14 protein-coding genes are annotated in these 13,180 nt (G+C 58.8%); 5 read left to right on the top strand and 9 right to left on the bottom strand.

What is annotated here, in order from left to right:
• Positions 1–7: 7 nt before the first annotated feature.
• The 4 genes from proB to rplU all read right to left on the bottom strand — a co-directional run bounded on the left by proB (position 8) and on the right by rplU (position 3,292).
• Complete coding sequence (gene proB / locus B723_RS00445; protein WP_017340857.1) at positions 8–1,126, bottom strand: glutamate 5-kinase; 1,119 nt, start codon at positions 1,124–1,126, stop codon at positions 8–10.
• A 123-nt stretch (positions 1,127–1,249) separates the two neighbouring features.
• The gene (cgtA, locus tag B723_RS00450; RefSeq protein WP_017340858.1) at positions 1,250–2,473 is read right to left on the bottom strand and encodes an Obg family GTPase CgtA; all 1,224 of its coding nucleotides are present in this window, start codon (positions 2,471–2,473) and stop codon (positions 1,250–1,252) included.
• Between the two features lie 193 nt (positions 2,474–2,666).
• Positions 2,667–2,942 carry a 50S ribosomal protein L27 gene (gene rpmA, locus B723_RS00455; RefSeq protein ID WP_017340859.1) on the bottom strand — a complete coding sequence of 92 codons (276 nt, stop codon included), beginning with the start codon at positions 2,940–2,942 and terminating at the stop codon, positions 2,667–2,669.
• A 35-nt stretch (positions 2,943–2,977) separates the two neighbouring features.
• Positions 2,978–3,292, bottom strand: a complete 315-nt coding sequence (gene rplU, locus B723_RS00460) for a 50S ribosomal protein L21 (RefSeq protein WP_003176051.1) — start codon at positions 3,290–3,292, stop codon at positions 2,978–2,980.
• A 240-nt stretch (positions 3,293–3,532) separates the two neighbouring features.
• On the opposite strand from rplU, the gene B723_RS00465 reads away from it, so the two are divergent.
• The 3 genes from B723_RS00465 to B723_RS00475 all read left to right on the top strand — a co-directional run bounded on the left by B723_RS00465 (position 3,533) and on the right by B723_RS00475 (position 5,467).
• Positions 3,533–4,501: a polyprenyl synthetase family protein gene (locus tag B723_RS00465; protein WP_017340860.1), complete on the top strand. Its 969-nt coding sequence runs from the start codon at positions 3,533–3,535 to the stop codon at positions 4,499–4,501.
• Between the two features lie 160 nt (positions 4,502–4,661).
• Positions 4,662–5,003, top strand: coding sequence for a zinc ribbon domain-containing protein YjdM (locus B723_RS00470; RefSeq protein WP_017340861.1), 342 nt, complete (start codon positions 4,662–4,664; stop codon positions 5,001–5,003).
• 206 nt (positions 5,004–5,209) lie between these two features.
• Positions 5,210–5,467: a hypothetical protein gene (locus B723_RS00475; protein ID WP_017340862.1), complete on the top strand. Its 258-nt coding sequence runs from the start codon at positions 5,210–5,212 to the stop codon at positions 5,465–5,467.
• Between the two features lie 128 nt (positions 5,468–5,595).
• Here the strand turns inward: B723_RS00475 and B723_RS00480 are convergent, their stop codons facing one another.
• The 3 genes from B723_RS00480 to B723_RS00490 all read right to left on the bottom strand — a co-directional run bounded on the left by B723_RS00480 (position 5,596) and on the right by B723_RS00490 (position 7,270).
• On the bottom strand, positions 5,596–6,213 hold the full coding sequence (locus tag B723_RS00480) for an FKBP-type peptidyl-prolyl cis-trans isomerase (RefSeq protein ID WP_017340863.1): 618 nt from the start codon (positions 6,211–6,213) through the stop codon (positions 5,596–5,598).
• Positions 6,214–6,334: 121 nt separating this feature from the next.
• Entirely contained in the window at positions 6,335–6,646 is a 312-nt protein-coding gene (locus tag B723_RS00485; RefSeq protein WP_017340864.1) for a DUF6482 family protein, read from the bottom strand.
• A gap of 135 nt (positions 6,647–6,781) precedes the next feature.
• Positions 6,782–7,270, bottom strand: a complete 489-nt coding sequence (locus B723_RS00490; protein ID WP_007943976.1) for a TIGR00645 family protein — start codon at positions 7,268–7,270, stop codon at positions 6,782–6,784.
• 159 nt (positions 7,271–7,429) lie between these two features.
• Here B723_RS00490 and B723_RS00495 point away from each other — a divergent pair, with 159 nt between their 5' ends.
• On the top strand, positions 7,430–9,259 hold the full coding sequence (locus B723_RS00495) for a hypothetical protein (RefSeq protein ID WP_017340865.1): 1,830 nt from the start codon (positions 7,430–7,432) through the stop codon (positions 9,257–9,259).
• A gap of 5 nt (positions 9,260–9,264) precedes the next feature.
• Here B723_RS00495 and B723_RS00500 read toward each other — a convergent pair whose 3' ends face one another.
• Together B723_RS00500 and B723_RS00505 are read right to left on the bottom strand one after the other, a co-directional pair.
• Positions 9,265–9,606 carry a hypothetical protein gene (locus tag B723_RS00500; RefSeq protein WP_017340866.1) on the bottom strand — a complete coding sequence of 114 codons (342 nt, stop codon included), beginning with the start codon at positions 9,604–9,606 and terminating at the stop codon, positions 9,265–9,267.
• Positions 9,607–9,910: 304 nt separating this feature from the next.
• Positions 9,911–12,349 carry a Lon protease family protein gene (locus B723_RS00505; protein ID WP_017340867.1) on the bottom strand — a complete coding sequence of 813 codons (2,439 nt, stop codon included), beginning with the start codon at positions 12,347–12,349 and terminating at the stop codon, positions 9,911–9,913.
• Positions 12,350–12,625: 276 nt separating this feature from the next.
• On the opposite strand from B723_RS00505, the gene B723_RS00510 reads away from it, so the two are divergent.
• Positions 12,626–13,114: a DUF3015 domain-containing protein gene (locus B723_RS00510; RefSeq protein ID WP_017340868.1), complete on the top strand. Its 489-nt coding sequence runs from the start codon at positions 12,626–12,628 to the stop codon at positions 13,112–13,114.
• The last annotated feature ends 66 nt before the right edge of the window (positions 13,115–13,180 follow it).

Here is a 13,180-nt window from a genome sequence, read left to right on the forward strand (position 1 = left end):
TATTCCTTCAGACCAGGATCAGGTTATCGCGGTGAACCAGTTCCGGCTCCGCCATGTAACCCAACAGACCGACAATCGCCTCAGACGACTGACCGATGATTTTCTGCGCTTCCAGCGCGCTGTAGTTGGCCAGACCACGGGCGATCTCACGACCGTCCGGCGCCACACACACCACCATTTCGCCGCGACGGAAACTGCCCTGGACGAGCTTGACGCCGACCGGCAGCAGGCTTTTGTTGCCTTGGGACAACGCCGTCACCGCGCCCGCATCCAGCACCAGCGTGCCGCGGGTTTGCAAATGGCCGGCCAGCCATTGTTTGCGCGCTGCCAGCATGCCGCGTTCAGGCGACAGCAAGGTGCCGATACGCTCGCCCGCCTTCAGGCGATCCAGGACACGCTCGAGGCGTCCGCCAACGATGATGGTGTGCGCACCGGAACGCGCCGCCAGACGCGCCGCGCGCAACTTGGTTTGCATGCCGCCGCGCCCCAACGCACCACCGGTACCACCCGCCACAGCGTCCAGCGCCGGGTCATCGGCGCGCGCTTCGTAAATCAGCTTGGCATCGGGATTGTTGCGCGGATCGGCATCGAACATGCCGTCGCGATCCGTCAGGATCACCAGTAAATCAGCTTCGACCAGGTTGGCCACCAGCGCCGCCAGCGTGTCGTTGTCACCGAAACGGATTTCATCCGTCACCACCGTGTCGTTTTCGTTGATCACCGGGATCACTTTCAACTCGACCAAGGCACGCAAGGTGCTGCGGGCGTTCAGGTAGCGCTTGCGGTCGGACAGGTCGTCGTGCGTCAGGAGAATCTGCGCGGTATGTCGGCCATGCTCGGCAAAGCTCGATTCCCAGGCCTGAACCAGGCCCATCTGACCGATGGCGGCCGCCGCCTGCAACTCGTGCATCGCACTGGGTCGTACGGTCCAGCCCAGACGGCTCATGCCCGCTGCCACCGCCCCGGAGGACACCAGCACCAGCTCAACGCCCGCCTCATGCAAGGCCACCATCTGTTCGACCCAGACACCCATTGCCGCGCGATCCAGGCCCTTGCCGTCCGCCGTCAGCAAAGCGCTGCCGATTTTCACGACCCAACGCTGCGCACCTGTCACCTTGCTCCGCATCATCTTCAACCTTAGCTTGAGGACAGCGCGACCCAGCGCTGCCCGTAACGTTATTCGTGACTACCGATTTCCAGATACCAAAACGCCGCTCAATTGAGCGGCGCTTAAGTTTACTGCAACGAATCAGTCACGCACGTAAATGATTTCCGGACCGTCCTCATCATCCACGTCTTCCTCGTCCCAATCATCGTCGCCGATGTCATGGACCGACTTCACGCCGCTGCGACGCAGTGCACGCTGGTCGTCCAGGGCTTGCAACTGAGCACGGGCTTCGTCTTCGATGCGCTGATCGAGATCGGCCAGCTCTTCCTTGTAAGCCGGGTCGTTCGCCAGGCGATCGGCACGATCTTCCATGTAACGCATGATGTCGTGGCACAGACGCTCGGTGCCCAACTTGGAAATGGCAGAGATCACGTAAACCGGACCGGTCCACTCCAGGCGATCGACGATTTCCTTGACGCGAGCATCGTGCTCTTCTTCAAGGATCTGGTCGCACTTGTTCAGCACCAGCCAACGATCACGCTCAGCCAGGGACGGGCTGAACTTGGTCAGTTCGCTGACGATCACTTCGGCAGCATCCGGGGCACTGGTGTCGTCAAGCGGCGCCATGTCCACGAGGTGCAGCAGCAAACGGGTACGCGACAAGTGCTTGAGGAAGCGAATCCCCAGGCCTGCACCATCGGAAGCGCCTTCGATCAGGCCCGGAATGTCCGCGACCACGAAGCTCTTCCAGCGATCGACGCTGACCACGCCCAGGTTCGGCACCAGTGTGGTGAACGGGTAGTCGGCGACTTTCGGCTTGGCGGCCGACACCGAGCGGATGAAGGTACTTTTGCCCGCATTCGGCAAGCCCAGCAGACCCACGTCCGCCAACACTTTCATTTCCAGTTTCAGGTCACGCGCCTCACCCGGCTTGCCCGGAGTGGTCTGACGCGGAGCGCGGTTGGTACTGGATTTGAAACGGGTGTTGCCCAGGCCGTGCCAGCCGCCGTGAGCCACCAGCAGTTTCTGGCCAGCCTTGGTCAGGTCGCCGATCACTTCCTGGGTGGCCGCATCGATGACAGTCGTGCCGACCGGAACACGCAACACCAGCTCTTCACCTTTCTTGCCGGTGCAGTCGGTGCTGCCGCCGTTGGAGCCGCGCTCGGCATCGAAGTGCCGGGTGTAACGGTAGTCCACCAGGGTGTTGAGGTTTTCATCGGCGATCATGTACACCGAACCGCCATCACCACCGTCACCGCCGTTCGGGCCGCCGTTTTCGATGAATTTCTCGCGACGGAAGCTCATGCAACCGTTGCCGCCGTCGCCGGCCTTTACTCGAATCGATACTTCATCAACAAACTTCATAACAAAACGCCTCTCGCCATACGGACGAGCCGAAAAAATCTAGACATAAGACTCTTGCAAAAATGAGCGCAGCGACCTCAATCAACGACCGCAAATCCAGCGCTGGAGCCCATTACAAACAGCTTTGCAAGAGACTCACCCCACAAACGAAAAAGCCCCGTCGCAAGACAGGGCTTTTCCAGCAACCACGTAATTATGCCGCGACGACTTCAGTCTTCGGGACAATGCTTACGTAACGACGACCGAAGGCGCCCTTTACTTCGAACTTGATCACGCCGTCGATTTTAGCGAACAGAGTGTGATCTTTACCCATGCCAACACCGTAACCGGCGTGGAATTGGGTGCCGCGCTGACGCACGATGATGTTGCCCGGAATGATAACCTGGCCGCCATACATCTTCACGCCAAGGCGTTTGGCTTCTGAGTCGCGACCGTTACGGGTACTACCACCAGCTTTTTTGTGTGCCATGAGTTCAATTCTCCTAGTGAGGAATTAGGCTGAAATTAAGCCTGAATACCGGTGATTTTGATCTCGGTGTACCACTGGCGGTGGCCCATACGCTTCATGTGGTGCTTACGACGACGGAACTTGATGATGCGGACTTTATCGTGACGACCTTGGGAGATCACTTCAGCCACAACGGTAGCGCCAGCAACAACTGGAGCGCCGATATTCACGTCATCGCCATTGGCGACCAACAGAACGCGATCAAAAGTTACGGATTCGCCGGTAGCGATTTCCAGTTTTTCAATCTTCAGGTATTCACCTGGGGCGACTTTGTACTGCTTGCCACCAGTAACGATTACTGCGTACGACATGGTATTTCTCCGATAATCCTGCTCACCCAGCTCTTTATAAGAAGAGGTATTGGCTGGCATGGCTGCATAAGGCTGGAAGGCCTGTTTGCAATTGCGTAAGGCAGGTGCTGCCCAGGAAGTTCAGGGTGCGCGATTGTACGCAAGCTGCCGGGGCGATGCAAGAGGCCGTCCATCGTGCCTTGACACCCGCCGACGTGGGTCCTAGCATGCCGCGCAACCCTTCTGGAGCAACTGTCGCTGATGCAACCCCAAGCTTTCTACCGCGCGGTGGCGGACGATTTTAGCGCCGTCGACGGCATCATCAAGAAGCAGCTGACTTCCCGAGTGCCGCTGGTATCGAAAATCGGCGACTACATTACCTCGGCTGGCGGAAAACGCCTGCGTCCTTTATTAGTGCTGTTGTGTGGCAAGGCCCTTGGCCGCGAAGGCGACGACCTGCGTCTGCTGGCCGCGACCATCGAGTTCCTGCACACCGCCACCCTGCTGCATGACGACGTGGTCGACATGTCCGGCATGCGCCGTGGCCGCTCGACCGCCAATGCCATGTGGGGCAACGCTCCGAGTGTGCTGGTGGGCGACTTCCTGTATTCGCGTTCCTTCGAAATGATGGTCGAACTGGGCTCCATGCCGGTGATGAAAATCCTTTCGCAGGCCACGCGCATCATCGCCGAAGGCGAAGTGTTGCAGCTGTCGAAGGTCCGCGACGCCAGCACCACCGAAGAAACCTACATGGAAGTCATCCGCGGCAAGACCGCGATGCTCTTCGAAGCTTCGACCCACAGTGCTGCAGCCCTCTGCGAAGCCACTCCGGAACAGGCAGAAGCCCTGCGCACCTTTGGTGATCACCTGGGCGTGGCTTTCCAACTGGTGGACGACCTGCTGGACTACAAGGGCGATGCGGAAACCCTGGGCAAGAACGTCGGCGACGACCTGGCTGAAGGCAAGCCGACCCTGCCACTGATCTACACCATGCGCGAAGGTACGCCGGAACAGGCGGCACTGGTGCGAAAGGCGATTCAGAAAGGTGGCATCGAGGACCTCGAAAGCATCCGCGAGGCCGTTGAAGCGTCCGGTTCCCTTGAGTACACGGCGCAACTGGCCCGTGATTATGTGGCCCGTGCGATCAAATGCCTCGATGCGCTGCCTGCCAGCGAATACCGCGATGCATTGGTGGAATTGAGCGAGTTCGCAGTAGCCCGCACACACTAAAAGCAAGATTAAAAGATCGCAGCCTTCGGCAGCTCCTACGGGCGGACACAAAACCCCGCAGGAGCTGCCGAGGGCTGCGATCTTTTGCTGTCAGCTCCCTCGCCCGAAAAAACCCTATATAATGTGCGCTTTTTAGCGATCCTGAATCCAAGGAGCTTTAGTGAGCACGTTGCCACCCTGCCCGAAATGCAATTCCGAATACACTTACGAAGACGGCGCTCAGCTGATCTGCCCCGAGTGCGCCCACGAGTGGTCCGCCAGCGGCGAAACTGAAGCAGCGTCCGATGACACCGTGAAAAAAGATTCCGTAGGCAACGTCCTGCAGGACGGTGACACCATCACCGTGATCAAGGACCTCAAGGTCAAAGGCACGTCGCTGGTGGTCAAGGTTGGCACCAAGGTCAAGAACATCCGCCTGTGCGATGGCGACCACGACATCGACTGCAAGATCGACGGCATCGGGCCGATGAAGCTCAAATCCGAGTTCGTCAGAAAAGTCTGAGCCGTCTGCAATCCATCCCGCGCCCTGCGTGGGATGGTGCTTCGCCCTCCTCCGCTTCGCCCAGCAATCCCTGGCAATAGCCAAACGCCAGCCGTTTTGACCTTACGCAATCTTTACCCGGAAAAAACCGCAAACCGCCAATAGGTCCTTGCTATTTGACGAATAAGAATTATTCTCATTGGAACAACCCAATGGAGATGAGAACCATGACTTATTTGATCGATGCCTGGCTGGACCGCCCACACCCATACCTCAGGATCCTGCATCGGGAAACCGGGGAAGTCTGCGCGGTGCTTGAAGAGGAAGCCTTGAACGAGTTGCAGGATCAGGGTGATCTGGACGTCAACGGCCTGAGTTCCAGCGAGCCGGTGGTGCTCAAGGAACTGGTACGCAATCTGTTTCTGTTCTGCTATGCCCGGGCGTTGCGCCCGACCAGTGAGCTGCACAACAAGCTTGAAGTATGAATAGCGCCGTAAAAACTGTGGGGCCAGCCTGCTGGCGAGGGTATCAACGCGGTCTTGAAGAAACCCGGTCGCTCCCATCGCCAGCAGGCTGGCTCCCACATTAGACCGTCATGGTGACAGCCCAGACCTTACAGAACGTCGAGCAGCTCGACGTCGAAGACCAGTACGCTGTGCGGCGGAATGCTGCCAACGCCTTGAGCGCCGTAAGCCAGTTCGCTCGGCACGTACAGGCGCCATTTGCTGCCGGCGTTCATCAGTTGCAGGGCTTCGGTCCAGCCAGCGATCACGCCGCCAACCGGAAACTCTGCTGGCTGACCACGATCGTAGGAGCTGTCGAACACAGTGCCGTCGATCAGAGTGCCGTGGTAGTGAGTACGCACGGTGTCTTCACGGGATGGCTTGGCGCCTTCGCCGGCAGTCAGCACTTCGAATTGCAGACCGGAAGCCAGGGTAGTGATGCCATCGCGCTTGGCGTTTTCAGCCAGGAATGCCAGGCCTTCGCCAGCAGCCGCTTCAGCTTTGGCAGCCGCTTCGGCTTGCATGATTTCGCGAATAACCTTGAAGCTCGCGGACATTTCTTCCTGACCCACACGGCTTGGCTTGCCGGCGAACGCGTCAGTCAGGCCTGCGAGGATCGCGTCCAGGCTAACGCCCGGCGGCGGGTTGTCGCGCAGTTGGTCGCCCAGCTGACGGCCAATACCGTAGCTGACGCGGGTTTCGTCGGTGGACAGATTTACTTCGGACATGACACTGCTCCGCTGTGCGGACGGCCCTGGAACTTGCCGTGCGTGCACAGCGCGTCCCGGAGCGCCCGGAACCAAAAGGGCCAGCAGACTAGCACAGATGTCGCTGCGCTGATGAGGGCTGTCAGCGCAGCCCTGTTGTACGGAAAGAGATCGGCACCTTCAGACTTTCTCCAGCACTGCCGCCCAGACCGCACATTTCGTCATGAACCGAGGTATGCACCAGGTTGAACGGCAAGCTGGGGCAGGCATGGAGTATTTCGCGTGCATGCTCGACCGAGCGCAGGTGAAACATCTGGCCGCGGGCGTCGCTCAAGGGGTACGCCGCGCCATGCATGCGCGCTTCCAGCAGGTAGATTCCACCTTCCATGGAGATCAGGTTCAACTCATCGACCTTCCCGGCGATGGCATAAGCATTCAGCTCTTGCAGGTTCATGAACGCACCTCACACAGTGGCGAGCCAACATCCTTACAGGGATAGGCCTCACTGCATCAAAGCACAAGCCACAAACGACACCGCCCGTCTGTTTCGCAACGGACGGGCGGTGTAAAAAAGGCAAAAACGCAGCAATCAGTGCTTGGTCAGCTTATCCAGATAACCCATGGCAAAGGCCGACACCACGAAAGTCATGTGAATGATCACGTACCACTTCAAATGCTCGGGATCGACGTTTTTGGCGTCCATGAAGATCCGCAACAGATGGATCGATGAAATCGCCACGATGGACGCCGCGACCTTCATCTTCAACGAAGACGAATCCATGGTGCCCAGCCAGTTGAGTTTTTCCTTGCTGTCGTCGATATCCAGTTGAGAGACGAAGTTCTCGTAACCGGAAATCATCACCATCACCAGCAAACCGCCCACCAGTGCCATGTCGATCAACGACAGCAGCACCAGGATCAGGTCCGACTCAGCCATCGAGAACACGTTGGGAATGACGTGGAAGACTTCCTGGAAGAATTTCAGCGCCAGTGCCAGCAGACCGAGGGACAGGCCGAAGTAGATCGGCGCCAACAGCCAGCGGGAGGCGTACATTGCATTTTCGATAAAGCGTTCCATTGAATCTCACATGTGGACTGGAAATGGCCGCGAGTATACCAGCCACCTGTTACAGCCAGAAACCATCGGGAAATCCGCCACCTGCACGTGTGTCACAAGGTTTTTCTGCTAGTGTCCAAACCATTGACAGCTCAGCGACAGCGGACAGGAAGACGGGAAATGGGTGTGCGATTGCCTTTGATGAGCGCCGGGGTTTGCCTGGCCGTGCTGATGAGCGGCTGCTCGCCCAGCGATGACAAACGCCAGGTCAGCCTCGAGGAAAAAACCGCGCAGTTCGAGAAGGCCCTGGATGCCATTCAGGACCCGAAACTCAAGGATATCGTGGCCGAACTGGGTGGTTCGCTGCTGTTGCTCGAGCGCGCACAACTCAAACTGGACAGCAAACCCGTGGTCACCGAGTACGGTGAAGACGTCCTTGCGGTGCTCAAGCACTATCCCACGCCCCAGGCGCTGGTCGACACGTACATCAACGGCCTGATCGTGTTGCACAAGGACTCCAGCTCCGACTACCTGACCGACCTGCAGCCAGTGTTCCCCTTCAACTTCGACATTCCGGCCGCGTTTCTCTTTCCCCATGGCCTGGAATGGCAGTCGGTGACCCTGAGCAACAAACGCGTGATCGCGTTCCAGCCGGAATGGTCGGAAACCGACCCCGGCATTCAGCTAAGCCCGTCGAGCTCCAACCTGACCAACCCCGATGACCTGACAGTGACTTATCCGTTCATCGATGGCCTTGACGTCGACAACAAGCACCAACCGCAGCCGGTCAGCCTGCAAGGCAAAGTGGAGGTCATCGCACCCCGCAGGCTTTATAGCTTCGACCTGACAAAAAAGGACGTGGGCCAGACCCGCACCAACGACAACCTCAGCGTCACCTTGCTTAAACTGACAAACAACTACGCCGAGATCGAATTCAACAACAGCGCACCGCTGGCGCCCGAGGTGGGCGGAACGCCGCTCAACCCGCTGATCGTCCAGGCCAAAGACACCACCGGGCAATTTCTTTCGCGCGCCGGCTCTATCAACGAAACCGCCGCGCAAATTGCCTTTTTTCAACAACAGCTCGCAAAAATGCAGCAACAAAAGGCCTGGAGCGAAACGTTCGAAAAACAACTCTATGAAGAGCAACGCGCTTTTGAAAAGCAGCAAAAAAACCATTACTCCAAGGTGTACTTCAACGGGCCGATCGAGACCCTTGAAGTCAGCCTGCTCGACTTCTCGGCGGTCACGGTCACACGCAAGGACCTGGACCTGCCAGTCCGTCGCTTCGACCAGCACACCACCGATAAAACCATCCAGCCACTGACCTTGCCGGTGGTGGTGTACGACGATCAGGCCCCGACCTGGCTCAAAGGTGCGACGCTGACTGAGGAACAACTGAAAAAGAGCGTCAGCATCCGTCAAGCGGTGGAAGATCCTAGCGCGGCGCGCATCGAATTCGACCACGCCCGAAGTTTCAACGATGAATTGCTGGGGACGTCCTTCAACCCCGGGGACAGCCCGGTCAGCTTCTTTACCGAGGACAGCAGCGGTCAACGCGATGAGCCGATCGAGTTACCGCCGGAGGCGTTTCAGATCGATCCTCTTCGCGGCATCATCACCTACGATCTGAACCTGTTTGCGCAAACGCCGGCCTACGCGGTGGGCTCCATGCCGCTGTTCCTGGCGACGGTCGACAAGCAGACACTCGATGCCCACCAACTGCCCAAAGGCCTGGAATTGAAAGGCAATGCGCTGGTGGTTGATCTGAAGCTGTTTCCCGCCCAGGACTGGCGCTTTTTCGCCAGGGACGATAGCGGTCACTATCTCAAGGAGATTCTTTCGGTCATTCACGACGCGAGCGCAGAAGGCCCGGCGTTATTCGGTGTGCATTACTTCTATGGCCAGCCCACTCATCTGGAAACCTATCAGCGAACCGACCTCACCACCGTGCAATACGGCTTCGAGGTCAAGCTCGACAAGGCTGACACGTCCAGCCTTGCCCAATAGCCTTCTCAATGGTCGGGGCGAAACTCGAAGCCGCCCAGGTTGCGGCAACGGCCACCATTGATTTCCCGCAGCTGGGCTTGCAGGTGCAGGCACCAGATTTGTGGATCGTCGGCCAGTTCGTAGCCGTGCAGGGTCAGGCTTTCAACAATGGTGTCGAGGATTGATTCAGCCACGAAAGGGCCATGAAACGGGCCCTGGGCCTTGATGGCTGACGGTTGTTCGCCGGCCATTCCGGCGGCAAACAGCAAGGTCCACATGCCCGTATCGCCAGCCAATGGCTTGATGGCGCATTCGATACGGGTCACAAGACCCAGGCATTGACGGGTGAGGCAGAGGTTGCGCGACATGGCGGCGACCCTCGTTAGATCCGGTATTCAGCCCCCACGGGAGAGCTGTCTCGATCCAGTGATTACTGTCGATATCCTTGAGCTCAGAATAGAAGAAAAGTCTGACCAGCACGTCAACTGAGACCAGAAGGCGCCGAATGGTCATTGTGTGAATATTGACGTCAGAGTGATGGCACTTTTTCAGGTCGACCCGAATACAAATGTGGGAGCGAGCCTGCTCGCGATTGCGGACTGACACTCAACATCTTCGTTGAATGTGAAGCCCTCATCGCGAGCAGGCTCGCTCCCACAGTTTTGTTGCGCGTCAGGCCGGCTTGGCTTCGACCAAGGCTTCCTGCGCAGCTTCTTTCTCGGCCTCTTTCAGGTCTTCTTCGCTGATCATTTCCGCGATCACCCGCAAGCGCTCCACCACCCGCGCATTCACACTGCCCTCAGGGAATTCGCCATTTTCATCCGGCGCACCGGCAGGCTCGCCCACCAACAGGCTCAGCGCTTCGTCAGCCTGGCGCACTGCGTAAACGTGGAATTGACCTGCGCGCACGGCTGCCAATACCTTCTCATCGAGCATCAGCGTCGCCACGTTGGCGTGGGGAATGATCGCCCCCTGCTCGCCGGTCAGCCCGCGGGCTTCGCAGAGACGGAAGAAGCCTTCGATCTTCTCGTTGACCCCGCCTACCGCCTGCACTTCACCGAACTGGTTGATCGAACCGGTGATGGCAAAGCACTGCTTGAGCGGCGTTTTCGACAAGGCCGAGATCAACGTGCACGCCTCACCCAGCGACGCACTGTCGCCATCGACGTAACCATAGGACTGCTCCAGCGCGATACTCGCGGAAATCGCCAGCGGGAATTCCTGGGCGTAACGGCTGCCCAGATACCCGGTGAGGATCATCACGCCTTTGGAGTGAATCGGCTGGCCGAGATTGACTTCGCGTTCGATGTCGACAATGCCGCTGCCGCCCGGATAGACCGTGGCGGAAATCCGTGCCGGCACACCGAACGCCGAGTCACCGACCTCCAGCACCGTCAGCCCGTTGCACTTGCCGACTGCCGCGCCATCGGTGTCGATCAGGATGATCCCGGCCAGCATGTCATCGAGAATCCGCGCCGAAACACGCCCGGTGCGGGTGGCCTTGGCTTTAAGCGCACGCTCGATGTGCCCGGCGTCGGTCATTTCGTCGCCCGCCAGATGACGAATGAAATCCGCCTCGCTGACCAGTTGGAACAGATCGCCGATCCGCGCCGACAAACGCCCCTGATGCTCGGCCAGACGCGCGCTGTACGTCGCCAGACGCGCCACCGCGTCGGCGGTCAGCGGCGCCATGCCTTCTTCGGAGGTGCGGGTTTTCAGTAGCTGGGCGAACTGTTCCAGGCTCTCGTCGACCATCGGGATGTCTTCGTCGAAATCCACCAGGACGCGGAACATCTCCTGGAAGTCCGGATCAAGGTCTTGCAGCGTGTAGTACAGCTGTCGGGCACCGATGATGACGACTTTGACCTGCAACGGAATGTGCTGCGGTGTCAGGGTCACGGTGGCCAGGCGGCCCAACTCGCCCAACGGCGATTCCATTTTCAGCTTGCGCGATTGCAGGGCGCGCTTGAGCGCATCCCACACAAACGGTTCGCTGAGCATTTTTTCCGCTTCGAGGATCAGAAAGCCGCCGTTGGCACGGTGCAGCGCGCCCGGGCGCAGTTGACGATACGTCGTGTAGAGCGCGCCCTGATCGGTGCTGTATTCGATGCGGCCAAACAGGTTTTCGTAAGTCGGGTGCGGTTCGAACACCACCGGCGCACCGCCGCTGGCCGAATGACCGACCATCAGGCTCGGCGCGTATTGCTCTTCCAGCATCTTGCGGGCAACGGCGTCGGCTTTGCTGTCGTCCACCAGTTGCTCGACCACGGTTTTCAGCAGATAGACCTGCATCGCTTGCAGGTAACCGCACACCGCCGCGTTCTCGGCGTATTTCTCCGACAGCGGCGACAACAACGGTTGCAAGGCCAGGGTGATGGTTTCTTCGTTGAGGTGGCGCAGTTGATTGCTCGACTCGCGCTTCCATTGCGGCAGGCTGGCGAGCTCTTCGTTCAGGCGCTCCTCCAGACCGGAAATGTCATCGTGAAAACGCTCGCGATCGGCTTCCGGCAACTGGGCGAATTCCGCTTCATCCAATGCCTTGCCTTCGCTCATCGGGGTAAACGCGATGTTGCTGGCATCGCGGTAAAGCGCGACTTCTTTCTCCAGCGCCAGGCGTTCGATGATGTCCAGCGCCTTGTCGTAGCGCTGGTTGAAAGCGCGGTCGATGGCGCTTTTCTTCTGCTGGTAGGACGGGTGTTCGAATACGGCCGGAAACGTCGCCAGCAGGTTGTCGATCAGCGCGTTGATATCACCGATGAACGCGCCAGCGGTGCCCGAGGGCAATTCCAGGGCGCGGGGTTCACGGGGCTCATCGAAGTTGTTGACGTAGACCCAGTCCGCCGGGGTCTGCAGGCGTTTGCCTTCGGCCTTCAGGTAGCGTTTGACGAACGAAAACCGGCCGGTGCCAGGCTCGCCCATGACGAAGACGTTGTAACCGGGGCGTGGCATGGCCACACCGAACTGCAAGGCTTCGACCGCACGTTCCTGGCCAAGCACACCGCGGAAAGGCTCCAGATCATTGGTGGTAGAGAAGCTGAACTGTTCAGCGGAAAACGGACGGGTCAGCGCTTCGGGCGCTAGACGCAAGCTGGCAGCAACAGGATCAGGCATCGGGCTTCCTTACATCAGGCGGGGCAGATAGCGGCATTCTGGCGCTGCCCGTACCCCACTGGCAAGGCGCGCCTTTAGCCAAAGCATAGCTAAACTGCTATCCCCAGGCGGACCGGGTCTAAATCAACGTTTTCAACGAATATTTCGCAAAATGTCACGGAACCCTTGGAACGTGCCTAAACTCCAAACTGCGCGGCTGGAACAATAACCGGCCCACTGGCGCCAGATCGGGCCAGACCCCTTGTCCATTGGTATGCACATAAAGAGAACAAAGCTATGAAACGGATTCTTCTCGGTACTCTCTTCACCGCTGTATCCCTCAATGCCATGGCTCAGGCGCCAGGCGGCCCGGATTGCGGTTGGGGCAACATGCTGTTCGAAGGTCAGCGTGGCACCCCGGCTCACTTCCTGGCATCCACCACCAACGGCACTTCCGGCAACGCAACCTTCGGTATGACCTCCGGTACCAACGGTTGCTCGACTAATGCGTCGCTGACCTATGGCGGCAAATCCTGGATTGCCATGAATGGCATGATGAACGAGCTGTCCGAAGACATGGCCAAGGGTCAGGGCGAAGCGCTGACCACTTACGCCGTGGTACTGGGCGTGGCGCCGGAAGACCGTGCGCACTTCGCCGCCGTCACTCATGAGCACTTCCAGCAGATCTTCAGCAAGGCTGACGTGACCGCTGACGACGTGCATACCAACACCCTGGCCGTTCTGAAGAGCGATCCACGTCTGGCCAAGTACGCCACTCAAGCTTAAGCTCGACCCGCCCGTTCCTTTCGGGGAGCGGGTTTTGTTTTTTGGACCTGCCCCTTTTTTTGGGTC

The organism is Pseudomonas fluorescens NCIMB 11764, assembly GCF_000293885.2.
GTDB lineage: Bacteria > Pseudomonadota > Gammaproteobacteria > Pseudomonadales > Pseudomonadaceae > Aquipseudomonas > Aquipseudomonas fluorescens_B.

Bases quoted from the DNA above. Each gene is read 5' to 3' on its own strand.
- B723_RS00485 (WP_017340864.1), bottom strand. From the start codon at position 6,646: ATGAACCTGCAAGAGCTGAATGCTTATGCCATCGCCGGGAAGGTCGAT.
- rpmA (WP_017340859.1), bottom strand. From the start codon at position 2,942: ATGGCACACAAAAAAGCTGGTGGTAGTACCCGTAACGGTCGCGACTCA.
- proB (WP_017340857.1), bottom strand. From the start codon at position 1,126: ATGCGGAGCAAGGTGACAGGTGCGCAGCGTTGGGTCGTGAAAATCGGC.
- rplU (WP_003176051.1), bottom strand. From the start codon at position 3,292: ATGTCGTACGCAGTAATCGTTACTGGTGGCAAGCAGTACAAAGTCGCC.
- B723_RS00475 (WP_017340862.1), top strand. From the start codon at position 5,210: ATGACTTATTTGATCGATGCCTGGCTGGACCGCCCACACCCATACCTC.
- B723_RS00495 (WP_017340865.1), top strand. From the start codon at position 7,430: ATGGGTGTGCGATTGCCTTTGATGAGCGCCGGGGTTTGCCTGGCCGTG.
- B723_RS00500 (WP_017340866.1), bottom strand. From the start codon at position 9,606: ATGTCGCGCAACCTCTGCCTCACCCGTCAATGCCTGGGTCTTGTGACC.
- B723_RS00480 (WP_017340863.1), bottom strand. From the start codon at position 6,213: ATGTCCGAAGTAAATCTGTCCACCGACGAAACCCGCGTCAGCTACGGT.
- B723_RS00490 (WP_007943976.1), bottom strand. From the start codon at position 7,270: ATGGAACGCTTTATCGAAAATGCAATGTACGCCTCCCGCTGGCTGTTG.
- B723_RS00505 (WP_017340867.1), bottom strand. From the start codon at position 12,349: ATGCCTGATCCTGTTGCTGCCAGCTTGCGTCTAGCGCCCGAAGCGCTG.
- B723_RS00510 (WP_017340868.1), top strand. From the start codon at position 12,626: ATGAAACGGATTCTTCTCGGTACTCTCTTCACCGCTGTATCCCTCAAT.
- cgtA (WP_017340858.1), bottom strand. From the start codon at position 2,473: ATGAAGTTTGTTGATGAAGTATCGATTCGAGTAAAGGCCGGCGACGGC.
- B723_RS00465 (WP_017340860.1), top strand. From the start codon at position 3,533: ATGCAACCCCAAGCTTTCTACCGCGCGGTGGCGGACGATTTTAGCGCC.